The sequence below is a fragment of the Neorhizobium sp. NPDC001467 genome, assembly GCF_050275975.1.
In the GTDB taxonomy this organism is placed as follows: Bacteria; Pseudomonadota; Alphaproteobacteria; order Rhizobiales; family Rhizobiaceae; genus Neorhizobium.
The window spans coordinates 26,939-48,872 of sequence record NZ_JBNNPS010000003.1; the positions used below are offsets into that span (position 1 = coordinate 26,939).

20 protein-coding genes and 1 tRNA gene are annotated in these 21,934 nt (G+C 61.1%); 10 read left to right on the plus strand and 11 right to left on the minus strand.

Annotated features, from left to right (window positions below; all coding sequences use genetic code 11):
• Window positions 1-415 precede the first annotated feature (415 nt).
• Complete coding sequence (locus ACQKKX_RS08540; RefSeq protein ID WP_427570168.1) at window positions 416-1,048, plus strand: outer membrane protein; 633 nt, start codon at window positions 416-418, stop codon at window positions 1,046-1,048.
• Between the two features lie 73 nt (window positions 1,049-1,121).
• Here ACQKKX_RS08540 and ACQKKX_RS08545 read toward each other — a convergent pair whose 3' ends face one another.
• The 5 genes from ACQKKX_RS08545 to ACQKKX_RS08565 all read right to left on the minus strand — a co-directional run bounded on the left by ACQKKX_RS08545 (window position 1,122) and on the right by ACQKKX_RS08565 (window position 8,381).
• On the minus strand, window positions 1,122-1,457 hold the full coding sequence (locus ACQKKX_RS08545) for a DUF6665 family protein (protein WP_427570169.1): 336 nt from the start codon (window positions 1,455-1,457) through the stop codon (window positions 1,122-1,124).
• Window positions 1,458-1,797: 340 nt separating this feature from the next.
• On the minus strand, window positions 1,798-2,520 hold the full coding sequence (locus ACQKKX_RS08550) for a hypothetical protein (RefSeq protein WP_427570170.1): 723 nt from the start codon (window positions 2,518-2,520) through the stop codon (window positions 1,798-1,800).
• 294 nt (window positions 2,521-2,814) lie between these two features.
• Window positions 2,815-6,624 carry a vitamin B12-dependent ribonucleotide reductase gene (locus ACQKKX_RS08555; protein ID WP_427570171.1) on the minus strand — a complete coding sequence of 1,270 codons (3,810 nt, stop codon included), beginning with the start codon at window positions 6,622-6,624 and terminating at the stop codon, window positions 2,815-2,817.
• 743 nt (window positions 6,625-7,367) lie between these two features.
• On the minus strand, window positions 7,368-7,865 hold the full coding sequence (gene gpt, locus ACQKKX_RS08560; protein WP_427570173.1) for a xanthine phosphoribosyltransferase: 498 nt from the start codon (window positions 7,863-7,865) through the stop codon (window positions 7,368-7,370).
• 180 nt (window positions 7,866-8,045) lie between these two features.
• Window positions 8,046-8,381 carry a hypothetical protein gene (locus ACQKKX_RS08565; RefSeq protein WP_427570175.1) on the minus strand — a complete coding sequence of 112 codons (336 nt, stop codon included), beginning with the start codon at window positions 8,379-8,381 and terminating at the stop codon, window positions 8,046-8,048.
• Between the two features lie 254 nt (window positions 8,382-8,635).
• On the opposite strand from ACQKKX_RS08565, the gene ACQKKX_RS08570 reads away from it, so the two are divergent.
• Window positions 8,636-9,913, plus strand: a complete 1,278-nt coding sequence (locus tag ACQKKX_RS08570; RefSeq protein WP_427570176.1) for a DUF1963 domain-containing protein — start codon at window positions 8,636-8,638, stop codon at window positions 9,911-9,913.
• A gap of 71 nt (window positions 9,914-9,984) precedes the next feature.
• Here the strand turns inward: ACQKKX_RS08570 and ACQKKX_RS08575 are convergent, their stop codons facing one another.
• Window positions 9,985-10,830, minus strand: coding sequence for a universal stress protein (locus ACQKKX_RS08575; protein WP_427570177.1), 846 nt, complete (start codon window positions 10,828-10,830; stop codon window positions 9,985-9,987).
• 121 nt (window positions 10,831-10,951) lie between these two features.
• The gene (locus tag ACQKKX_RS08580; protein WP_427570179.1) at window positions 10,952-11,731 is read right to left on the minus strand and encodes a competence/damage-inducible protein A; all 780 of its coding nucleotides are present in this window, start codon (window positions 11,729-11,731) and stop codon (window positions 10,952-10,954) included.
• 295 nt (window positions 11,732-12,026) lie between these two features.
• Between ACQKKX_RS08580 and wrbA the strand changes: the two genes are divergently transcribed.
• Window positions 12,027-12,623: an NAD(P)H:quinone oxidoreductase type IV gene (gene wrbA / locus ACQKKX_RS08585; RefSeq protein ID WP_427570181.1), complete on the plus strand. Its 597-nt coding sequence runs from the start codon at window positions 12,027-12,029 to the stop codon at window positions 12,621-12,623.
• Window positions 12,624-12,680: 57 nt separating this feature from the next.
• Here the strand turns inward: wrbA and ACQKKX_RS08590 are convergent, their stop codons facing one another.
• Window positions 12,681-12,914, minus strand: a complete 234-nt coding sequence (locus ACQKKX_RS08590; protein WP_427570183.1) for a hypothetical protein — start codon at window positions 12,912-12,914, stop codon at window positions 12,681-12,683.
• A gap of 158 nt (window positions 12,915-13,072) precedes the next feature.
• Between ACQKKX_RS08590 and ACQKKX_RS08595 the strand changes: the two genes are divergently transcribed.
• From ACQKKX_RS08595 to ACQKKX_RS08615, 5 genes are all read left to right on the plus strand, one after another.
• Window positions 13,073-13,157: transfer RNA gene (locus ACQKKX_RS08595), tRNA-Leu, on the plus strand.
• A 117-nt stretch (window positions 13,158-13,274) separates the two neighbouring features.
• Window positions 13,275-14,525 (plus strand): threonine ammonia-lyase, encoded by a 1,251-nt coding sequence (ilvA, locus tag ACQKKX_RS08600; protein ID WP_427570184.1) that lies wholly within the window; start codon window positions 13,275-13,277, stop codon window positions 14,523-14,525.
• 71 nt (window positions 14,526-14,596) lie between these two features.
• Complete coding sequence (locus tag ACQKKX_RS08605; protein WP_427570185.1) at window positions 14,597-14,920, plus strand: HlyU family transcriptional regulator; 324 nt, start codon at window positions 14,597-14,599, stop codon at window positions 14,918-14,920.
• A 146-nt stretch (window positions 14,921-15,066) separates the two neighbouring features.
• Window positions 15,067-16,170, plus strand: a complete 1,104-nt coding sequence (locus ACQKKX_RS08610; RefSeq protein ID WP_427570187.1) for an EAL domain-containing protein — start codon at window positions 15,067-15,069, stop codon at window positions 16,168-16,170.
• Window positions 16,061-16,300 carry a hypothetical protein gene (locus ACQKKX_RS08615; protein WP_427570189.1) on the plus strand — a complete coding sequence of 80 codons (240 nt, stop codon included), beginning with the start codon at window positions 16,061-16,063 and terminating at the stop codon, window positions 16,298-16,300. The genes ACQKKX_RS08610 and ACQKKX_RS08615 overlap by 110 nt, the downstream gene beginning before the upstream one ends.
• A 107-nt stretch (window positions 16,301-16,407) precedes the next feature.
• On the opposite strand, the gene ACQKKX_RS08620 is transcribed toward ACQKKX_RS08615, so the two are convergent.
• The gene (locus tag ACQKKX_RS08620; RefSeq protein ID WP_427570190.1) at window positions 16,408-17,022 is read right to left on the minus strand and encodes an FMN-dependent NADH-azoreductase; all 615 of its coding nucleotides are present in this window, start codon (window positions 17,020-17,022) and stop codon (window positions 16,408-16,410) included.
• A 146-nt stretch (window positions 17,023-17,168) separates the two neighbouring features.
• On the opposite strand from ACQKKX_RS08620, the gene ACQKKX_RS08625 reads away from it, so the two are divergent.
• Window positions 17,169-18,134: a LysR family transcriptional regulator gene (locus ACQKKX_RS08625; RefSeq protein WP_427570192.1), complete on the plus strand. Its 966-nt coding sequence runs from the start codon at window positions 17,169-17,171 to the stop codon at window positions 18,132-18,134.
• A 94-nt stretch (window positions 18,135-18,228) separates the two neighbouring features.
• Here ACQKKX_RS08625 and ACQKKX_RS08630 read toward each other — a convergent pair whose 3' ends face one another.
• On the minus strand, window positions 18,229-18,606 hold the full coding sequence (locus ACQKKX_RS08630; RefSeq protein ID WP_427570193.1) for an acyl-CoA thioesterase: 378 nt from the start codon (window positions 18,604-18,606) through the stop codon (window positions 18,229-18,231).
• A 267-nt stretch (window positions 18,607-18,873) separates the two neighbouring features.
• On the opposite strand from ACQKKX_RS08630, the gene ACQKKX_RS08635 reads away from it, so the two are divergent.
• Window positions 18,874-20,352 carry an extensin family protein gene (locus tag ACQKKX_RS08635; protein ID WP_427570194.1) on the plus strand — a complete coding sequence of 493 codons (1,479 nt, stop codon included), beginning with the start codon at window positions 18,874-18,876 and terminating at the stop codon, window positions 20,350-20,352.
• A 159-nt stretch (window positions 20,353-20,511) separates the two neighbouring features.
• On the opposite strand, the gene ACQKKX_RS08640 is transcribed toward ACQKKX_RS08635, so the two are convergent.
• Window positions 20,512-21,435 (minus strand): MYG1 family protein, encoded by a 924-nt coding sequence (locus tag ACQKKX_RS08640; RefSeq protein ID WP_427570196.1) that lies wholly within the window; start codon window positions 21,433-21,435, stop codon window positions 20,512-20,514.
• Between the last annotated feature and the right edge of the window lie 499 nt (window positions 21,436-21,934).

A 21,934-nucleotide genomic window follows, 5' to 3' on the forward strand; every position in this document is an offset into this window, starting at 1 on the left:
GCGTTGTCGTTACACTCAACTGCAGAGGAAAGAGTTCTTGTCGACCGCCGACAAGCTCGGCGCCCGGTGCCATCGTTGTCTAACGGCAGCGAAATTTTTTTTGGCGTGAGGGGCAAGGCAGGAATGGCCGCCCCTGTCGAGACAACCGCTTGATTCCGTTATGGGGGATTTCGCGTGACCAAACACATCACACTGTCGGGTTGGCGCGCGCGGCCAAGCGAAGGCGGCAATCGGGACCAGGCTCGTCGACGCGGTTAATGGACTGTTTATATTTTCGTGAAAAATGAAAGCCATACCGGTGCGGAAGTGCCCATTTGGTCAGGGGACCGGGCTGGACCGGTGAAGCACTTCCGTGGCGAAAGCCGATGTATCGCCTGCGCATCCACCATCTGCGGGCTGTGTATGGAGTATAGTCATGATCAAGAAGTCGCTTGCCCTGGCGCTTGCCGCCACTTTCGTTTCCGGCCCGGTTTTCGCCGCCGACCTCACCAATGCCTACGAAGCCCCGTCCTATAACGAGCCTGTTTCGCAGGATTCGGGCTGGACCGGTGGTTATGTCGGTCTGCATGCCGGCACCTCTTCGGAGCGCAGCAACCCGTTTTCGGGTGACAAGGAATTCACCGGCGGCATCCAGGGCGGCTACAACATGGAAACCAACGGCGTTGTCGTCGGTGGCGAAGTCGAGCTGTCGCATCTGGGCGATGTCGAAGTGAACGTTCCGAACGGCAACCTGCAGGAACGCTATCGCCTGGCCGGCAAGGGCAAGGTGGGCATGCCGCTCGGCAACACGCTGATCTACGGCACGGCAGGTGTGACCATGACCAGCATCCGCGACAGCGCCGGCGTCGAAGGTCCGGACGGCTGGAAGCCCGGCTGGCAGCTCGGTGGCGGCGTCGAGCACAAGTTCAACCAGCAGATTTCCGGCAAGCTGGAATATAACTACACCCGCACAGGCGACGTGCGCAGCTTCGACACGATCAACAACACGGTCGCCGAAAGCAACGTCAAGGATCACACGATCAAGGCCGGCGTGAACTACCACTTCTAAGATTGGTGGTTTGAATGAATGCGGCAGCGCCGTGTGCCCGGAAGGGTGCGCGGCGCTGTTGGCGTTTGTGGCTCTAGTCAACCGGATGGCGGGGGCGGGCACCGAGACGGGCAAGAACCTCGCCGGGAATGCCGGAACGATCGATCACTTCCCGATTGTTGCGCAGGCCGCAGATCTCGCGCTGGATGAACAGCGCCCAGACGGTTTGCGCGGCATCATCGACCAGCCGTTCATGGGTGATCCTGTCGGGCGCTTCGGATTGTTTCAGGCGCTTGAGGGCGGCTTCTGCGGCAAGCCCGGTGCGGCCTAGCGCACTCGCCTGCTCGGACATCAGCTCGTATTCGAGCACATTGAAGCCGTTGGCGCCAAGGTCGGATTGCCGAAAATTCTGCGGCGGGCGAACCGTCATGTCGATCTCCGCGTGGGTGTGCCGTGGGGAGGAGCGTAACATGCTGGGGCGGGGCGGGTGAAGGACGGGGGCGTCTGTTAAGCATGCCTTTGACGGACGCCATTGAAGTGCTTCCGGGATCTGATAGGATTACCCTGAGACAGGCGCGGGCCGCGGTCGGTCGGTTCGCTATGTCCATGTTTTCGGTCTTGTGAGCGTCGTGACGGATGTCGCAGTGGCCGGTAACGCTTCGTGTTCCAGGTCCAGAACACTGCGATTAACGTTTGCATATCAAAACATAGGGTGGCGCCGAGCTGTTCCTCCTCGATTCGCAGAGTTTCAGGATCGGCCAAGGGATTTGTTAGGCTTCCTTCTTGGGGTTGTCGCCGAAGTGGAACCCGTCGGTGGGAAGTTCCGGTCGGGATGCCTGTCGTGATGTATCGCTGATGTTTTTGCCGTAGCGAGCGAACAACCGTTGAACGCCGAAAAATTCATAGTGCACAATATAATCGATCAGTGCTGCTCTTTTCTTGTTCGAGAAATGATCAAGTTTGTCGCCCGGTTGCTTGAAATCTCCAATCAATCGCAGCCAGTAAGAAAAGTTCTCTTCAAAATTTTTGTGGTCGACAACGCCACTAGAAATCAGCGACTCAATTCTCTCGAGGCGACCAAGAAACCTGTCGAAAACATCGCGAACATAAAGCTCCACGGGAGAAAACTTCTGGTCACAGTTTGCACCTTGCTTAAGACATTCGAGGAGGTAGTGGTCTTCTGCCTCCACATATGATCTCACCTCATTGCGGCGCTTCCGGTGAGGTCTAAGTGCAAGATGAAAATCTAGTTTTCCGAAATATTTTTTATCACGCACACCTGCATCGTCGACGTAGGGAATATATCCCGAGGTCCAGTCTAAGATACGTAATGCCGCTTTGACGCTGTCGTCTGAATAAAATAGTTCGAGTTCATCCGCTGCTGCCCGGGCGCGTGCCTCTTTGTTGCTTTTATAATACTGCCAGAGACCAAAAATGCCGCCAAGGCAGCCAGATATAAATGTCGCCATTTCCCAGGATACGCTTTCTGCCATCATACCCTCATATGGTTCCGCAACGCGCGCAACTCGCACCGCTAAACGATATCATAAGCTGAAGCCGGCTGGGCAAGGTCAATTGCATCAGGCCTCTAAAAATGATTGCAATGCATATTTTATACAAGTTATAATGGTATTGCAAAAAGATTGTATGGCTATTTTTTATCTAGAATTAGGAATGTGCATGCGTCTCAGGGAAATATCTACATCCTGATCAGTATAAACGCAGAATGCCCCCCGGAAATCCGGAGGGCATTGTTTTTAATCAGAACGATTGAGCTGCGTCGGTGATCAGCTGCAGCCGCTCGTAGCCCCACACGTGTCGCACTTCTCGCACGTACCATTCCGCACCATCGTAAAGTTCTGGCACTCGGAGCACATGTTGCCCGTATAGCCCTGCATGATCGACTTCATGCGGCGGTCAGCTTCCAGCTTCTTGGCTTCGGCCTTGGCGGATGCGGCATCCGCTGCGGCCTTGTCGGAGAAGAGGGCGGTGGCGGCCTGTTCGCTTTCGGTCGCAAGCGGTGCGTCCTCGGCGATCTCTTCGGCAAACTCCTTCGCGCGTTCCTCGTAATCGCGCTTGAAGGCGACGATTTCGGAGGTGGAGACGGCGACCGTCGGTTCCAGCTTGCGGGCGGCGGAGCCCGCAAACGAGGTGACCGTTGCCGAGGCGCGGGCAGGGGCGGCCGTGGCTGCACCCTTGGCGTCGTTGGCGCGGTCCGAACCGGTGCCGGAAACCAGCGTCGGCTTGTAGCCGCGGGTCCAGCCGGTCGAGACGAGCTGCGTCTTGCCTTCCTGGATGCCCTTGCCGAGTGCCGTGTTGGAGAAGTCCGACGTGTCGACATGGGCCAGATCGTGGCGGCCGAGATAGGAGACGGCTAGTTCGCGGAACACGTAGTCGAGGATCGACGTGGCGTTCTTGATCGCGTCATTGCCCGTCACGATGCCGGCCGGCTCGAACTTGGTGAAGGTGAAGGCCTCCACGTATTCCTCGAGCGGCACGCCGTACTGGAGACCCAGCGAGATGGCGATGGCAAAATTGTTCATCATCGCACGGAAGGCAGCACCTTCCTTGTGCATGTCGATAAAGATTTCGCCGATGCGGCCATCACCGAATTCGCCGGTGCGCAGATAGACCTTGTGACCGCCGACATTGGCCTTCTGGGTGTAACCCTGACGACGATTCGGCAGCTTTTCCCGCTCGCGGGTGACGCGTTCGATGATGCGCTCGACGATCTTTTCGGTGACGGTGACAGCCTGGGCGGCGGCCGGTGCCTGGATCAGCTCTTCGAGAGCGTCTTCGGCATCGTCTTCGTCGATCAGCGAGGCGTTGAGCGGCTGCGAAAGCTTGGAGCCGTCGCGGTACAGGGCGTTGGCCTTGAGAGCCAGCTTCCAGGACAGCATGTAGGCTTCGCCGCACTCTTCGACGGTCGCCTCGTTCGGCATGTTGATCGTCTTGGAGATCGCACCCGAGATGAACGGCTGGGCCGCTGCCATCATGCGGATGTGGGATTCTACCGAAAGATAACGCTTGCCGATCTTGCCGCAGGGGTTGGCGCAATCGAAGACGGCGAGGTGTTCTTCCTTCAGGAAAGGCGCACCTTCGAGCGTCATCGCACCGCAGACGTGGATGTTGGCGGCGTCGATGTCCTTCTTAGAGAAGCCGACATGTTCGAGCAGGTTGAAGCTCATGTCCGACAGCTGCTCGTCGGTGACCTTGAGGGTCTCCTTGAGGAAGTCGGCGCCGAGCGTCCACTGGTTGAACACGAACTTGATGTCGAAGGCGGCCTTCAGCGCGCCGTTGACGGCTTCGATCTTGTCAGCCGGGAAACCCTTTGCCGCGAGGCTCGACGGGTTGATGGCCGGGGCCTGGTTCAGGTTGCCGTGGCCGACAGCGTAGGCTTCGATTTCGGCGATCTGGCTTTCCGAATAACCGAGCGTGCGCAGCGCTTCCGGAACGGCACCGTTGATGATCTTGAAGTAACCGCCACCGGCGAGCTTCTTGAATTTCACCAGCGCGAAGTCGGGCTCGATGCCGGTCGTGTCGCAATCCATGACGAGACCGATCGTGCCGGTTGGCGCGATGACGGAGACCTGGGCGTTGCGGTAGCCGTGCTTCTCGCCGAGTTCCAGCGCCTTGTCCCATGCGGCCATGGCATGCACTGCCAGATCCTGATCCGGGTTCTCTTCGTGAATGAGAGCGACCGGATCGACCGACAGGGCCTCATAGCCGGCGGTTTCGCCATGGGCGGCACGGCGGTGGTTGCGGATGACGCGCAGCATGTTGTCGCGGTTCGGTGCAAAGCCCGGGAACGGGCCGTGTTCCGATGCCATTTCGGCGGACGTTGCGTAGGAAACGCCGGTCATGATGGCGGTCAGCGAGCCGGCGATGGCGCGGCCTTCCTTCGAGTCGTACGGAATGCCCGAGGACATCAGCAGACCGCCGATGTTTGCGTAACCGAGGCCGAGCGTGCGGTATTCGTAGGAGCGTTCGGCGATTTCCTTCGACGGGAACTGCGCCATCATCACCGAGATTTCGAGAACGACGGTCCACAGGCGAACGGCATGTTCGTAATCGGCGATGTCGATGCGCTTGGTGGCGGCCGACTTGAACTGCAACAGGTTCAGAGATGCCAGGTTGCAGGCGGTGTCGTCGAGGAACATGTATTCCGAGCACGGGTTCGAGGCGCGGATCGGGCCCGCGGCCGGCGAGGTGTGCCAGTCGTTCATGGTCGTGTTGTAGTGCAGGCCCGGGTCAGCCGACGCCCATGCGGCGTAGGAGATCTTTTCCCACAGGTCGCGTGCCTTCAGCGTCTTCATGACCTTGCCGTCCTTGCGGGCGGTCAGGTTCCAGTCACCGTCGTTTTCGACGGCGCGCAGGAAGTCGTCCTTGAGCGAGACGGAGTTGTTGGAGTTCTGGCCCGAAACCGTCAGGTAGGCTTCCGAATCCCAGTCGGTGTCATAGGTCTTGAAGTCGAGGTCCTTGTAACCCTGCTTGGCGAACTGGATGACGCGCTTGACGTAGTTTTCCGGAACCTGGTCCTTCTTGGCAGCGCGGATTTCGCGCTTCAGGGCCGGGTTCTTGGCCGGGTCGAAGCAATCGTCGCCATCTGCCTCGCAATTGACGCAGGCCTTCATGATCGACTTGAGGTGACGCGCAACGATCTTGGAGCCGGTGACAAGAGCGGCAACCTTCTGCTCTTCCTTCACCTTCCAGTCGATATAGGCTTCGATATCCGGATGGTCGATGTCGACCACGACCATCTTGGCGGCGCGGCGCGTCGTGCCGCCCGACTTGATGGCGCCGGCAGCGCGGTCACCGATCTTCAGGAAGGACATCAGGCCCGAGGAACGGCCGCCGCCGGACAGCTTTTCGCCTTCGCCGCGCAGATAGGAGAAGTTGGAGCCGGTGCCGGAACCGTATTTGAACAGGCGCGCTTCGCGCACCCACAGGTCCATGATGCCGCCCTCGTTGACGAGGTCGTCCTCGACGGACTGGATGAAGCAGGCATGCGGCTGCGGATGTTCGTAGGACGATTTCGACTTCGTCAGCTTGCCGGTGAAGGGGTCGACATAGAAGTGGCCCTGACCGGGACCGTCGATGCCATAGGCCCAGTGCAGGCCGGTGTTGAACCACTGCGGGCTGTTCGGAGCGACGCGCTGCGTGGCGAGCATATAGGCAAGCTCGTCCTTGAACGCTGCGGCGTCTTCTTCCGTGGTGAAATACTTGCCCTTCCAGCCCCAGTAGGTCCAGGTGCCGGCGAGACGGTCGAACACCTGACGGGCGTCGGTTTCCGAACCGTAACGCTCGTTTTCCGGCAGCTCCTTCAGTGCCTTTTCATCGGCAACCGAACGCCACAGGAAGGAAGGAACGTCGTTTTCCTCGACCTTCTTGAGGAACTTCGGAACGCCGGCCTTGCGGAAATATTTCTGGGCCAGAACATCGGTGGCGACCTGGGAGAACTGGGTCGGCACTTCGATGTCGGCGAGACGGAAAACGATGGAGCCGTCCGGGTTGCGGATCTCACTCACCGCCTTGCGGAAAGCGATCTCTCCATAAGCCCCGGTCTCGGGCTTGGTGAAACGACGTTCGATACGCATGGTCTCGTCCTTAGTTCGTGGCGCCGCTCCGGGCGCAAATCTTCAGCGCCGGCCGCTCGCCATCATGGGCAGCCGGTCGGATTCGATTGATCCAGGGGAATCAGCAGTGATGCCTACCTGTATCTTGTGTCCGATGCTGGCTGCAAACACTAAATATAGCATTAACAGATTATTTTTCCAGCCTTGGACGGCGTTTTAGCGGAGATTTCGAACGCGCACGGAGAGCCGTTGTCAGGTGAACCATCATGGTCGGCCTGAGCCTTGGCATATCCAACAAATCGAAGAAGGGCCGGCCTCGTTATGTCCGGTCCAGTCGCCGCCGCAACATGAGGATCATTCATGCCGAGTCGCGTTGCCGGGGTCAAGTACTGGTCTGCCACACTTTTTTAACCACAAGATATTGTGGTTTTGTGCTGTGGATAACGGGGAGTAAAAATTGCCGTTGAATCTCAGAGGGTTGCGATCGCATGCTGGAAATCGTCGGTCAAAAGCGAGGGAATTCACGGGTTATCGGACCATAAAACGGACGATAAATCGCCACATTTTTCGGTGGATTGCGGTGGCAGGGTCTGGTCTTGGCCGACCCTCTACACACGGCTCCTGCAAAGATCGAAAGCGATGAAACGTTGCCGGATACGGCCGCCCTGCGCTGCTTTGAGGGCTGCTTCGCTTAATGAGCCGACCAGCCCTGCACGAATGGGGCTGGCCAGCATTGTGCGACAGGCAAGCGTCGCAATGAAGGATCAGCCGCGATGGCCCTTGGCGATCGGTTCCTGATAGGTAAAGCCCATATCCCATGGGAAGTAGATCCAGGTGTCCTGAGAAACCTCGGTGACGAATGTATCGATCGTGGGCACGCCGGAGGGCTTGGCGTAGACGCAGGCGAAATGGGCCTTTGGCATCATCTGGCGCACCTCGAGGGCGGTCTTGCCGGTATCGGTCAGATCGTCCACGACGAGCACGCCTTCGCCGCCATCTTCCATCAGTTCCGGTGAAATGCCCTTCAGCAGGACCGTATCGCCCTGGTTCACGTAATCGTGGCGGGTGGCGATGCAGACGGTGTCGATGAGGCGAATATTGAGTTCGCGAGAAATGATCGCCGCCGGTACCAGGCCGCCGCGCGTGATACAGACGATGGCCTTGAATTCCCGGCCAAGCCCGGAAAGGCGCCAGGACAGGGCGCGGGTATCGCGATGGAACTGGTCCCAGGAAACGGGAAAGGCTTTATCGGGAAGAGACATCCGACGGGCTCCGCATGTGTTGAATGAAGAAACGGGCGTGTCGCCGGAGAGCCGGACGCGACGCCGAAAGGCCGGCTTTCCGGCCCTTGGCCGGTTGTCATAGCGGAGAGCCCGGATCGATGGCAAGCCGCAGGCGTGGCACTTGTGGATAGACAAGGCACCACGGGGTCCGCAGTTCCGTCAGGACTGGCCGTTTGGCGGGTGTGTGCCCGACACGACATGGTGATGTTCGACCTCTTCGGGACGGGTCAGCAGGTATCTGTCGTCTTCGGGATAATAGCGCGCACGCTCGGGCAGGTCTCCGGCAAAGGCCTTGATGGCGTCCATATCCGTCCACCAGCTGAGCGTCGAGAATTCGCTGATGCCTTCGCCGAGATCGCGCACGAGGATTTGGTGCGCGAGATAGCCGGTCGCAGTGCGGTAATCGCCGGCCCCTGTCTCTTCCACGTAACGGAGATATTCCTCGACCTGCGCCGTGCGAATATTGGCGCTCCATTTACGCAGGATCATCGACATCGCCAGCTTCCTTTACCCACAATGCACCACGAGGCAAGTGTAGCGAATTTGACCGGGCTGGAAAGCCCGATCACTGTAGAGACCGCACAGGTCTGGTGGCTGCGGTGCTCTGCAGCGGGGCTTCGGATCGAGACATCAACCTCGGATCGCAATCATTCGTCGACGGGTATAGTCGCGCCTGTCGTTGCCCGGCTTGATCTTGGCGCCCGAGTCACGGCACAGATTTTCGCCCGCGACCAGCCGAGGACCCGACCATGACCCGCCGTTTCCATCCTGCTCTTGCTGCCGGCCTGCTGGCCTGCCTGACGCTGTCGGGTTTTGAGGCGGTAAGCGCGCAAGAGAACGAGGCGGTCATGCCGCTGCCGGCATCGCGGGAAGAATTGGCTGACCGATTGACGGAAGCCGGCCTGTCGGCTGCGGGTGTGAACGCGATCGTGGCGGTGGCGCGGGACGGTATCGTGCTCGATACCAAGGTGGCGGACGAGGCCCAATTGCCGCTTGGCGCCACCAAGATCGGCGGCCTGCCGGATTTGCCGCGCGGCACCGCATGGCCGATGCGGCCGGCCTATGATGGCGCCGAGACGCTGACGGCCCAGTTCAATGCCGATGCCGCAAATCTTTACGCCGATGCTGGCATGGCGCCGCCCTGGATGCCGCAGACCGAGGGCGAGGCATTTCTGGCCACGCGCAAGCGCGCCAATGACGAGGCGATGGCCGCGACGTTGAAGATCATGCGCGAAAGCGGTGCCGAGGTGGATGAGAAGGACGTGGCGGGTATAACGGGCTTGCCGCCCGAGGCGGCCGCCAAGGCCGCGGCCGAACAGCGGCTTCTCGCCGAAAACGTGGCGAGACCCTTTCCCCTGCCGTTCATCGCGCAGGTGGATCTGTCCTCGCTTTCCAATCAGCCCGGCTTCGACAAGGCTCTGCCCGCGACGGGGCGATTGCTGTTCTTCTACGACATGCCGGTTCTGCCGGCGAGTCACGAACCACGCGCAAACGCGGGGTGGAAACTGATCCATGACGATCGGCCGGTGACGGAGCTTGAGCGCAAGCCGCTGCCGAAGGCGCTGGCCGATTTTCCCGGCGCCGCCAGCCTGAAGGCTGCAGCCGTCGCTCCGCGTCCGGTTGTGACGACCGTGCCGGTCGGCGATGCCGGCTGGGACGCGGTCGGTGAGATCGACGGCAACGACACCGCGCTTTATTCGCAATGGCTATTTTCGCTCGGCTGGCCGACGGCCGATGGCGGCGGCAACCACCAGCTCGGCGGCTGGCCTCGCGCCATCCAGGCCGGCATGCAGGCAACGAGCCAGCTTGCCGCAAACGGTCTCGACGCCGGCAGTGGCGAGACTTTTCAGACAGAAGCGGGAAAGCGATTGTTGAGCGGCGCCGGGCAGTGGCATCTGGTCCTGCAGATCGGTACCGACACCGCGACCAGCTACCCCTTTCCCGGCGCGCTTTACGTGCTGATGCGCGAAGAGGATCTCGCGGCCCGCAATTTCGATAGGGCCTGGGTGGTCTACGAGCAGGATTGATAGCCTGGCTGGGTGAGGCGGATGACGTGTCCGCAAGCGCTGTGCGTCGCCGTTCTACGCGAGACGTGGCCCTATCGCGACAAAAGCGTCAGCGCGGTCATCTTCTCGATCATCGCGCGGGTGACGCCGCCGAAAAGGACTTCCCACCAGCGGGCATGGCCATAACCACCCATGACCAGAAGATCGACGCTGGAACCGGACAGCCGGTTCTCGATCGCCGTCGACGCCTTGATGCCGCCGGTATTTTCGGTCCGGAGCGTTACGTTAACGCCATGGCGCGCCAGTGTGGCCGCCAGTTCGACCCCGGCCATGTCGGGCATCTGGCCTGAGGTTTCCGGCGGATCGACGCAGAAGATCTCGACGCTTTCCGCGCCCTTGAGGAAGGGCAGGGCATCGAACGTGGCACGGGTCGCCTCGCGCGAGCCGTTCCAGGCAATCAGCACGCGGCGGATCGGCTGCGGTCGAGCGATGCTGCGCGGCACCAGCAATAACGGACGGCCGCTTTCGAACAGAAATGCTTCGAGATCGGCGCGGTTGTCCGCTCCACCCTCGGGCGGCGTGCCCTGGCTGGCGACGATCAGATCGACCGCCCGCGCGCTTTCGATGACATTACCGGAGGCATAGCCGTTCGCCGAAACGAAACTACGCCATTCCGATGGCAGGCCCTGCGCTTCGATGCGCTCGCGAAAGATGCGCTCGACTTCAGCAGTCTCGCGCTGTGCCGCTTCCTGTAGAACCTGAACGGCGGCAGGATCGGGGATTTCCATTGGTGCGATCAACGGCACGGCAGCAAGCGTTTCGGCATGCACGCCGACGATATGCGCCGAGAAGCGCTCGGACAGGAGAGCTGCAAAATCACTGATCTGACGCGCGCTTGCGGGATCGTCGAGAACGGCGAGGATCGTCTTGTAACTCATTGCGGTGCCTCCAATCTTGCCGGATCAGCAACCCGGGTATCCTCACAACGTGGTGCTTACAACCGCTTGGTCAAGCCGCGTCGTCACGCTGGGCGACCGGCCGCAACCGCACCACCGCCGTTCAGGCGTCCGGCGAGGGGTTAGGGACTGTCTTTGCCATGGCAAGCTGCGCGATCATCGCCTCGACGGCCTGCGCGGCGGCATCGAGGGTGTCCATTTCTCGGGCGCGAACGATCAGTTCCGTCGAAAAGCGCTGCCCGTCATATTTCGGGTAGGAGCCGATGCTGGTATGCGGATGCGCTTTCTGGATGGCGGCAAGCGCCGTGCCGATATCGCCTTCGCCATAGGGGCAGGGGATGGCGCGTGACAGCATTTTCGCGCCGGTTTGAAGCTGCGGCAGGACCGCGTCGACCATGGCCTGGAAGACCTGCGGCACGCCCGCCATGACATAGACGTTCTCGACGATGAAACCCGGAGCGGTCGAAACCGGATTTGCTATATGCCTCGCGCCCTGCGGCATGCGGGCCATGCGCTGGCGTGCCTCGGTAAACTCCATGTCGCGGCGCCGGTACATCTCTGCAAGCAGGGTCATCGCTTCTGGATCATGGATGCAAGGCAGGCCAAACGCCTTGGCGATCGAATCGGCCGTAATGTCGTCATGGGTGGGGCCGATGCCTCCTGAGGTAAACACATAGGTGTAGCGGCCACGCAGCGCGTTGACGGCTTCGACGATAGCTTCTTCCTCGTCGGCGACGATGCGCACTTCCCTGAGGTCGATGCCAGACAGCGTCAGCAGGTCGGCGAGATGGCCGATATTCTTGTCCTTGGTGCGCCCGGACAGAAGCTCGTCGCCGATGGCGAGAATGGCGGCCGTGATCGAAGGCGATGCGGAAAGGGTCATGGAACTGCTCGCTGTGAAAGACGGTGCGGACGTTAACGCGGCACCCGGCGAATGCAAGCCGCGCCGCGAGAATGCCACTTGTCTTTCGGCAAGGATGACCAAGATTGCGCCCTGTCGTTCGTGAAGGTGGACACTGTGCGCTGAAATCGGTGGCTCGCCGCATACGCCTATCTCGCTAACCTGCAGATCGACACAGGCCGCCGTCCGCCGGCAGCGCTCGCCGCAACACGGCGGACGCTTGGCAAGACGACGGATCGATATCTCGCCTCCCAACCTGATCAAGGAAACGAAGACAATGGCAAAAGTTCTGGTCCTCTATTATTCCTCCTACGGCCATATCGAGACGATGGCCTATGCCGTGGCGGAAGGCGCCAAATCGGCTGGCGCGGACGTGACGGTGAAGCGGGTGCCGGAACTGGTACCGGAAGAGGTGGCGAAATCGTCGCATTTCAAGCTCGACCAACCGGCCCCGGTCGCCACCCCCGACGAACTGGCCGAGTATGACGCGATCATCGTGGGTGCCGGCACCCGTTTCGGCACGGTGGCATCCCAGATGCGCAACTTCTGGGACCAGACCGGCGGCCTGTGGTCCACCGGCAAGCTTGTGGGTAAGGTCGGCTCGGTATTCACCTCTTCGGCGACCCAGCATGGAGGCCAGGAAAGCACGATCCTCGGCTTCATCCCGACGCTGCTGCATCATGGTCTGGTCGTCGTCGGCCTGCCCTATGCTTTCCAGGGTCAGATGGGCGTGGACGCCATCAAGGGCGGTTCTCCCTACGGCGCCTCGACGATCACGGACGGTGACGGCTCGCGCCAGCCCTCTGAGGTCGAACTGGAAGCCGCGAAATACCAGGGCGCGCATGTCGCGAACATCGCTGCGAAGCTGGTCTGATCAAGCGAGAAGGGCGCCCTCTGGCGGGCGCCCTTTGCTCTCATGCCATGTCGGCATTCAGATCACGACAGCAGCCGCATATTCGATATCGAATGAGAAGCGCATGCGGCCGACCATGCGGCGTTGCTGGTCAAGCACCGTGATGGAAACATTGTCCGGCGGCGGAAAGCTGCGGCAGGCAAATGTGCTCAACGCATTGAGGCCGTCATTCATGGCCGTATGCGCGTTTTCGGCATTGATCTCGACTTCGGCTTCCTTGCTGTCGGAAATATGCAGATAGAACGTGGGCATGATCTTCCGTTCCAGAACGCCAGAGATGGGCAGGAACGGGCTTGGGCCGACAAGGTTGCTCACATAAGTTGCATTGTGTCGCATTCGCGGTTGAAATAGGCGTGATCGCCAAGCCGCCTGTTGACTGCACGGTGCTTGTATCTGAAAAGACGCTTCATGCGGACGTGGCGAAACTGGTAGACGCAAGGGACTTAAAATCCCTCGACTTCGGTCTTGCGGGTTCGATCCCCGCCGTCCGCACCACATTTTTCGGCGCCGTCGCAACCTAACCGTACCGATCGGTTCGCAATCATCCTTCCGTCTTGTGCGCCAGTGTGGCATAGCCGCTTGAGGCAAGGAACAGGTTACGGAGTGCAGAACTTGGACAAGATCGCGGTCGGACAGGCGCAGGGGGCGATGCGGGAGATTTTTCCCGAGACGCCGCTGCAGCTCAACGAACATCTCAGCCGCCGTTACGGCGCGGAAATCTGGCTGAAGCGCGAGGACCTGTCGCCGGTTCGTTCCTACAAGATCCGCGGCGCTTTCAACTTTCTGCGCAAGGCCGTGGAAGCCCATGGCCGCGAGCGCGTGTTCGTCTGCGCCTCGGCCGGCAACCATGCCCAGGGTTTTGCCTTCGTCTGCCGGCATTTCGAGGTCCAGGGCGTTGTCTTCATGCCGGTGACGACGCCGCAGCAGAAGATCGACAAGACCCGCATGTTCGGGGGTGCCTTCATCCAGATCCGTCTGGTCGGCGATATTTTCGATCAATGCTATCAGGCAGCCCGCGATCATGTAGAGACGACCGGCGCCATGATGGTGCCGCCCTTCGACGATGCCGATATCATCGAGGGGCAGGCGACCGTGGCTGCCGAGGTCATGGACCAGCTGCCAAGTGGCAGCGTGCCGGATCTGGTCGTGCTGCCGGTCGGCGGTGGCGGTCTGGCATCGGGCGTGACCGGCTTTCTCAAGGATATCGTCGATCCGAACAACTTTCTTTTTGTCGAGCCGCAGGGCGCGCCCAGTCTGCAGCAATCGCTGCTGGCCGGCGAGCCGGTCACGCTGCAGAAAGTCGATAATTTCGTCGATGGCGCAGCCGTTGCGCGCATCGGCAGCCTCAATTTCGAGCGGCTGCGCGGCTTTCCGCCCGACCAGGTGAAGCTGATCGAGGAAAACGCCATCTGTGTGACGATCGGCGAAATGCTCAATCTCGAAGGTGTGGTTCTCGAGCCGGCCGGCGCCCTGTCCATCCGGGCCCTAGAGGAACTGGGGCCGCAGCGGCTGGCGGGCAAGACGGTCGTGGCCGTGGTCTCCGGTGGCAATTTTGATTTCGAGCGCCTTCCCGATGTGAAGGAGCGCGCCATGCGGTTTTCCGGCGTGAAGAAATACTTCATCCTGCGGCTCCCCCAGCGCCCCGGCGCATTGCGCGATTTCCTCAGCCTGCTGGGACCGGACGACGATATCGCCCGTTTCGAGTATCTGAAGAAATCGGCGCGCAATTTCGGTTCGATCCTGATCGGCATCGAAACCACGGCGCCGGAAAATTTTGCCGGCCTCTACCAACGTTTCGAAGCGGCCGGCCTCGGTTATGAGGACATCACCGAAAACGAAATCCTCGCCAATCTGATCATCTGATCGACACGGGAGGCGGAAGTTGCAGAACGCGGCAGCTTCCGCCCTCATCAATGCTGTGATAAGGCAATCGCATGGCTTCCTTTCTTTCCAATCTCCTGTCGATGTTTTCCTCCGGCAATGCCCCTGCCGCAAAAACCGGGCCTGAGATTGCGCCGCAGGAACATGCCGGCTGTCTGATCTATCCTGATCCGATCAAGGAAGGCAGCCAGTATCGCCTGGCGGGACGCATTGAAAAGCAGGTCGGCGAGACCGTGCTGGTGCGCACGTTCATTCGCGCCGACATGTTCACGTCGATGGATGATGTCGTGGAAAGCACGTTTCGCAAGGCGCGCCAGATCATCGATCAGAACGGCGCCTCGCTGTTTGCGGATGGGGCGCCCGAACGCGCGACCTGATATTTTTTGCATGCCGTTTGCTGCGTGCTACAGGCCGGAATAGGCACGGAAGCAATTGACGCGGCGCAAGGCCGCGATTCCGAGCATGACCCCAAGCCGGCACGGAAACCAGCCCGCAGCCCGAGGCGACACTCAATCTTAAAATCTTGCCGGTAGTTTCGCTGCATCTTGCCAAGTTTTATGTCGAGTTGCTGATGCGGGTCCGGTGCATACAGATCTTCTGCCTAGCTTTCAGCCTTGCTGCCGGCTCGATGCCGCAGGCCGCTGCCGCGGCGGTGTCCGCCACCCGTCCTGGCTCGATCGATGCCATCGTGACCGACCTGTGCTGGGGGCTGGCCGTCAGCACAATTGCCTTCGTCCTGATCGTCTGGCTGATGCCGGGTCGCAAGGCGTGGTCGCTCGCCGGCGTTCACGGCAGGATCGCCGGTGCCGCACTGGCCCGGCATGGCCGACACCGGAGGGACTCGCTCCATTCCGGAGAGCAGCATGCAGAGCGACCGGATGACGGACATGGGAGCACGAGTGGTGCGCGAAAGCGTCTGTCGGCGATCCTTGGCGCCAAAGACTGCCAGACCGGACCTGCCGGCGTCACCGGGCAGGGGAATGGCATGATATGGCTGCAGCCGCGCGTCGATGTCACCACCGCAACCATCATGGCTTACGAGATTTTGCCTGCCTCCGACCATACGCAGGGTAGTCCCGTCCTGCCGTGTGAAACCGAGGAAGATGCGCGCACGTTCGCAAAGCCGACCGGGGCGCGAATGCGCATGATCGCCGAGGCGTGCCGTCTCAGCCGCTTGCTGCCGGACAAGCGCTTCATCGTCCAGCTCGGCACGCTGTCCTTGCATGACCTGGAATGGCTTTCCGAACTTGAGGGCATTCTGCGGCACAGAGACGGTACGGCGTCGCGGATCGAGCTGGAAATTGCGCAAGATATCCTGATCGATGACGTGCGCGTGGCACGCGGGGTCGCTGAAGGGATAAGGCGGCTGGGATTCGGTCTGGCGCTACGCGTGACGGCGGCCGACAATGCGTCGCTCGCCTGCCTTGACCAATATCCTGTCGATACCATCAGGATCGATCGCAGTCTGGTCGTCGATCTTGCAGTCGCAGACGCTGCCCGGGAGCGCCTTGAAGGGTATGAGCGTCGCTGCCGAAGGGGTGGAAACGATCGAGCAGGCACTGTTCCTGATACAGGCCGGATGCGATGCGTTGCAGGGAGACCTCATCGGTCGGCCGACCGCTCTTGAGGATCGGCTGGAGACGCTGCGGCCGGCGATCGCCGTGCAGATTACAGGAATGGCCGAAATGATACGCCGCCGTAGAGGCGGCAATACCATCGACGCGTCCGCGGCAATCTTGGCGCGTCAGGCGGTCTAGCATTACGGCACGCCGTACCTTGAGCGGTACGGCTGCTCCTTCTCAACAGGATGGCGGCCGATTGGCATCGGCCGCCATCCTGGTGTCAGCATTTGATCAGTGAAAAATCAGGCTGCCTGCGCCAGTTCGTCCGTCCGCGCAGCCGCCGAAGCGATCGCTTTTTCAAACGCTTCCGGGCCGAAAGCGGTGCCCTCGACATAGATGACTTCGACATCGGTCATGCCCATGAAGGCGAGAACGGTCTTCAGGTACGGGACAGCGTGGTTCATCGCCACGGCCGGGCCATCGGAATAAACGCCGGCGGCCGAAAGGACGATATAGACCTTCTTGTTTTTGGCCAGACCTTCAGGACCTTCGGCCGTATAACGGAAAGTCATGCCGGCGCGCGCCACCATGTCGATCCAGGACTTCAGCGAGGAATAGATGTTGAAGTTGATGAGGCCGGTCGCGATGACGACGGTATCGGCAGCCAGCAGTTCGTTCGTCAGCGTGTCGGACTCGACGACGGCAGCAGCCTCTTCAGCGGTGCGGTCGGCAGGCTGCTTCTTGATGGCCAAGGTGGTCACCGGGTCGAGGTGAGCGATCGGCGACTTGCCGAGGTCGCGATGCGCAACGGTTACGCCCGGATTCTTGGCTTTCAGCTTATCGACGAATTCGGTAGCGACCTTTGTCGACAGCGATTCGGCGCGCGGGCTGGAGGTGACGAGGAGAATGGACGACATGGCTGAATTCCTTGAACGGATTGCGATTTGTTCTGAGCGGGTTGAGACGAAGTTCCGCCCTTGTTGTGAAGACAGATAGGCATGGACACCGACCGAAAGAACCGGGATAATGTCGAAGCTTGTTATCTAGGAAATGGATAGGTCGCATGGACGCCAATCCCACGCTCGATCAATTGCAGGTTTTCCTGGCCGTTGCCGAAACCGGCAGCTTTTCCGCCGCTGCGCGCCGGCTCAACCGTGCCCAGTCGGTGGTCAGCTACACGATCGCCAATCTGGAAGCGCAGCTGGAAATGGTGCTGTTTGACCGCGCCGGCCGCCAGCCGAAGCTGACGGAGGAGGGGGGAGCGATGCTCGCCGATGCGCGCCGTATCGTCGCCGATCTTCAGGTCATGCGGGCGCGGGCAAAAAGCATCAAGCAGGGGCTCGAGGCGGAACTGACCATGGCGATCTCGGTCATGGTGCCGGCCGATGCCGTCGTGGTGACATTGCGGGAATTTCGCGCCCGCTTTCCGTCAGTGGCGCTTAACCTGCATGTCGGCGAACTCGGCATGGTGATGGACATGGTCTCTTCGGCCCGTGCCGATGTCGGTCTCGGCGGTGCGATGTTGAGCAAGGACGATACGCTGGTGGCCGAAAAGATCGGCCATTCGTTCATGGTGCCGGTCGCGGCAAGCGACCATCCGCTCGCGCGGATAGATAGGCCTCTGACGCTGGCGGATGTGCGCGAGGAAGTGCAGATGGTGGTGACGGACGCTTCCGGCCTCACCAAGGGGCGCGATTTCAACGTTCTGTCGTTCAAGACCTGGCGGGTGAGCGATATCGCCACCAAGCATCAGCTGATCAAGGGCGGGCTCGGCTGGGGCGGCCTGCCGGCCTCCCTGGTCCGTCTCGATCTGCTGGAGGGCCGGCTGGTTGCCCTGAAACTCGACGCCTATCAGCAGGGCGAATATCCGCTTTATGCCATGCATAAGGCTTCCCATCCGCTGGGGCCGGCCACGTCCTGGCTGGTGGAGGCTTTCAAGACGCGGCTTTCGGACTGCCCGAATCACAAGGATTTTTCAGATATTCTCGGGCTGGATGCACCGCGCCCCCTCCCTCAGGCGGCGGAGTAACGCACAGTCAGGGTGCATCGATGGTTCGATGCGTCGAGGATCGAGCAGGCACAGCGCCGGCAATGGGATGCCTGGCTGAAAGCAATGCCGGGGATTACGCCGCCGGTACAGGCTTCGGTTTGCCGTCGTCGTCCAGCGCCACCATGATAAACGTGCCGGCGGTGACCTTTTCCAGGGCGCGGTGACGAGCGCGTTGGGCCCAGGCCTCGACCGACAGCGTGATCGAGGTGCGGCCGACGCGGGTGATCTGCGTATAGATGTTCAGCGTGTCGCCGATCTTGACCGGCAGTTCGAATGCCATTTCCTTCACCGCTGCCGTGACCACTCGGCCATGGGCAAGCTCGGCCGCGCGTATGCCGCTTGCCAGATCCATCTGCGCCATCACCCATCCGCCAAAAATGTCGCCGGCCGGATTGGCGTCGGCAGGCATGGCAAGCGTGCGCAGCGTGAGTTCTCCGGTCGGTGTGGTCATGCGGGGCTCGTCTGAAAGAGATGATGGCCAAGGGGCCGGATTGGGCGATGCGGCGCGACCATAGGCATGTGCCAAGGTTTCGGCAAGGCGGCAACTGTAGTCGCCTGTCCCATCTTCGAACGCGCCGTTTTGCGCTACTCGTCCCAAGATGACCTTGAAACCGCCTTGATCGTTCAAGGTTTCGTTTACCAAGCGCGCCTAAAATTCAGATGTGGCGAATCTGTCACGAAGGACGGAAGACCTCTAGGACAGGTAAGGCATTCTGGTATGGCGTATGCTCTTTTCTGGCGCCGGGTGACGGCCTCGCTGATGATCTCGACCATGCTGACGGCCTGTTCGGCAGAAGGGCTGGTGCCGTCGGTCGGTGTCGACAACGGCACGCGCGTCGGCGCCATCCGTCCGATGCCGCCGGCAAGCATGCCGGCCAACCAGACCTATGGCGGAACTTCGACGGCAGGTCTTTCCAGCCCCATGCCACCGGCTTCCGTCGATCAGGGACAATCTTCATACGGTTACCTGCGCGCGCCGGGCGAGACCGGAAATCCCGGTTCGTCCTATGCCGGTTATGATGGCCAGAATGGCGGGATTGCACGCCAGCCGATGCCGCCGGCAACGGGAAGCGAACAATGGGGCGGCCCGATGCCACCGCAACAATCGGATCCGTATGCCGCCCGCGATGCTTCGCGGCCTGCGCGCCAGCGTGAAGGGCGTCTTCCCAGCATCGATAGCGACGAGGGCGTGGCCGCAGTAGCCAGTGGCATGTCAGCACGAGGGTCCGATGCCGGCGTCAACATGGATGATGGACTGGGTGTGGCCGGTCAGGCCGAGGTGGTCGGGCTGGCGCAGGAACAGCAGACGGATATTGCCGAAGGTATCGGAAGCCAGCCTGTGGTGGACGGCATCGGTACCGACAGCCCGCGTGCGCTGGCGCGACAGGGCAAGGCGGTGGCTCCGGACCTCGGAGAGGCGCCTGTGATCGTACCGCCCAAACGCGCCGGCAGCGGCCAGCGCGCCAATCTGGATGCTGGCCAAACCGATAACGAGCAGCCGTGGCAGCGCCAGTCGACCCCGTTTGGTACGCGCCAGGTCGGTGGTGCGGCACGCGCGCAGGAAGTCGCAATGCTGCGCACGCCCAATCCATTGGAAGAGCGCGCCCCGATCGCGCCGCCGCGCGGACCTGAAGCCATGCCGGCATCCGAAGCCGCCTGCCGCGTGGAATTGCGCCGTCTCGGCGTCGAATTCCGCAATGTGCCGACGATCAGCGACGGACCGAGCTGCGGTATCGACTATCCCGTCGAACTGACCGGCCTGTCGGGCGATATCGACGTGAAGCCGTCGGTGAAGCTGAACTGCCAGACGACGCTCGCCTTTGCGCGCTGGGTGAAATACGAACTGGCTCCGTCCTCGCGCTACCGCTACTGGAGTGGCGTCAAGCGCATCGTGCCGATGGGCGGGTATTCCTGCCGCCGCATGAACAACAGCCGCCAGAAATACAATCCGATGTCGGAACATGCGCGCGGCAATGCCATCGATGTCGGCAAGTTCGTTCTGAAGAACGGCAAGGATATCGACGTGCGCAAGAAGGGTCTGTTCTCCTTCCGCGAAGGCGCGCTTTTGAAAGCGGTGCGCACCGACAGCTGCAAATATTTCAACACTGTGCTCGGGCCCGGTTCCAATAAGGAGCACTGGAACCATTTCCATTTCGATCTGAGGCAGCGCAAGTCGAACAGTCGTTACTGCGATTGAGTGTGTCCGGCGGGTACCGGAGACTTTCACCGCGTCGTCATCCTAGGGCCTGTCCCTAGGATCTAACTAGGCCAGTGGCCACAGGTCGTTGCAGATCCTCGGGACAAGCCCGAGGATGACGGTGGTGGAGTCGTCGACTTCGGCAACTCGGGATGCGATTTAATCCGCCAGCGCTTCCCTGACGGCGATCTTTGCCATGGCAAGTGCGGCTTCCCGCGTTTTCGCGGCGGCGATAAAACGGGCGTTATGGCAGAAGCTCGCGCCGACAACGCCCGACACCTGTTCCAGTTCGCCGTTGTTGAGCCCCGCCCAGGCGGCCGGCAGGTCGGCGCGCAGTTCGAACCCTTCGTCGCTGCGGCGAATGCCCGTGACGCACCAGTCCTTTTCGCGCGGATGCACGACGAAAAGGAGATGTTCGGCTCCCGCCTTCACGATGGCGGGGCGAAACGGCATGCCCATCGGCAGTTCCAGCACGGGATGGTCGCCCGTTTCCGCAATAGCCCCCAGCACCAAGCTTTCGGCACGCAGCTTGGCCGCCCGCTGAGCGATTGCTGCCTCGACAAAGGTGCGGGCAACGCCAAGAGCAACGTCGAAGGCACGGTCGTCGGCGCCTTCGTCCCGCATGTCAAACACAGGTTTCAGGGTTTCGAGCAGGGCCGAAAGCGTGAGGCCTGCCAGTGGGCCGGCGGAAGAAGGGTCGAGCGCGCCATTGTCCATCAGATCTATCGGCAGCACGAATTTCTGGTCGAAGGCGGCGTGGACGTCATCGGCATGCACGTCCGGGACATCGAGCGCCAGCAGATAGGCGCGGCCGAAATGCTTCCAGATCAAGCCGAAGGAACTGTAGGGCGAGCCGTCCTGCCGCAACGGCGCGCCGCGCTGGTGATGGTCGAAAATGCCGGCTTCGGCATCGTAGGCGCCGCCGACGTCGTAGATGATGCGGTCGCAGCCGGGCGTGATCCATTCCGTAGCGCGGCTACGCACCAGTTTCGCATTTGGAAACAGCCGCGTGAGGATGACGCTCGACATCAGTTCATCGGCATGGAAGCCCCCGGAATGGGTGACGAGAAAGTCTGGGATCATGCCGGGAAATGCCTTGTCTGGAAGGATGGGGTTCGGTGCCGCTCCAGATAGCCGCTGAGGCGCCGGCGCTCAAGGGTGGGAGCGACATTCATGAGCTAGAAAAAAAAGAGGCCGGCGCTTGAGGCCGGCCAGGGAAGGAAAGCGGGCAAGGGATGGAAGCCGGCTTTCTGTCATCACGACTGCATGTATCGACGCAGGAACCGCATGGGCGGCCATGTTTCCCGCGCAATGGAGCCAGCGGCCGGAACGAACCCCGACAGCCCGACGAGGAAGGGCGGGGAGGACGGCTGATGGCCATGCTGTGGGACCGGCGGCGTGTGCGGCGGTACAGCCAATCCCGACCACCGCAACATGGCGCGACATGATTACGGTTCGATGACGGTTGTGGCGGAATTTCCAAGTTCTCGTTTTCGGATGGCTGTCGGACGGCCTGCCACGGTGTGGAGTGGCTCTCGATGACATCCTGGACACCGCATGGAACGCGGTGATTGTTCACGAA

Bases quoted from the DNA above. Each gene is read 5' to 3' on its own strand.
- ACQKKX_RS08590 (WP_427570183.1), bottom strand. From the start codon at position 12,914: ATGCCCACGTTCTATCTGCATATTTCCGACAGCAAGGAAGCCGAAGTC.
- ACQKKX_RS08635 (WP_427570194.1), top strand. From the start codon at position 18,874: ATGGCGTATGCTCTTTTCTGGCGCCGGGTGACGGCCTCGCTGATGATC.
- ACQKKX_RS08545 (WP_427570169.1), bottom strand. From the start codon at position 1,457: ATGACGGTTCGCCCGCCGCAGAATTTTCGGCAATCCGACCTTGGCGCC.
- gpt (WP_427570173.1), bottom strand. From the start codon at position 7,865: ATGTCTCTTCCCGATAAAGCCTTTCCCGTTTCCTGGGACCAGTTCCAT.
- ACQKKX_RS08605 (WP_427570185.1), top strand. From the start codon at position 14,597: ATGGCTTCCTTTCTTTCCAATCTCCTGTCGATGTTTTCCTCCGGCAAT.
- ACQKKX_RS08580 (WP_427570179.1), bottom strand. From the start codon at position 11,731: ATGACCCTTTCCGCATCGCCTTCGATCACGGCCGCCATTCTCGCCATC.
- ACQKKX_RS08540 (WP_427570168.1), top strand. From the start codon at position 416: ATGATCAAGAAGTCGCTTGCCCTGGCGCTTGCCGCCACTTTCGTTTCC.
- ACQKKX_RS08630 (WP_427570193.1), bottom strand. From the start codon at position 18,606: ATGACCACACCGACCGGAGAACTCACGCTGCGCACGCTTGCCATGCCT.
- ACQKKX_RS08575 (WP_427570177.1), bottom strand. From the start codon at position 10,830: ATGAGTTACAAGACGATCCTCGCCGTTCTCGACGATCCCGCAAGCGCG.
- wrbA (WP_427570181.1), top strand. From the start codon at position 12,027: ATGGCAAAAGTTCTGGTCCTCTATTATTCCTCCTACGGCCATATCGAG.
- ACQKKX_RS08615 (WP_427570189.1), top strand. From the start codon at position 16,061: ATGAGCGTCGCTGCCGAAGGGGTGGAAACGATCGAGCAGGCACTGTTC.
- ACQKKX_RS08565 (WP_427570175.1), bottom strand. From the start codon at position 8,381: ATGTCGATGATCCTGCGTAAATGGAGCGCCAATATTCGCACGGCGCAG.
- ACQKKX_RS08640 (WP_427570196.1), bottom strand. From the start codon at position 21,435: ATGATCCCAGACTTTCTCGTCACCCATTCCGGGGGCTTCCATGCCGAT.
- ACQKKX_RS08620 (WP_427570190.1), bottom strand. From the start codon at position 17,022: ATGTCGTCCATTCTCCTCGTCACCTCCAGCCCGCGCGCCGAATCGCTG.
- ACQKKX_RS08555 (WP_427570171.1), bottom strand. From the start codon at position 6,624: ATGCGTATCGAACGTCGTTTCACCAAGCCCGAGACCGGGGCTTATGGA.
- ACQKKX_RS08625 (WP_427570192.1), top strand. From the start codon at position 17,169: ATGGACGCCAATCCCACGCTCGATCAATTGCAGGTTTTCCTGGCCGTT.
- ACQKKX_RS08570 (WP_427570176.1), top strand. From the start codon at position 8,636: ATGACCCGCCGTTTCCATCCTGCTCTTGCTGCCGGCCTGCTGGCCTGC.
- ACQKKX_RS08550 (WP_427570170.1), bottom strand. From the start codon at position 2,520: ATGGCAGAAAGCGTATCCTGGGAAATGGCGACATTTATATCTGGCTGC.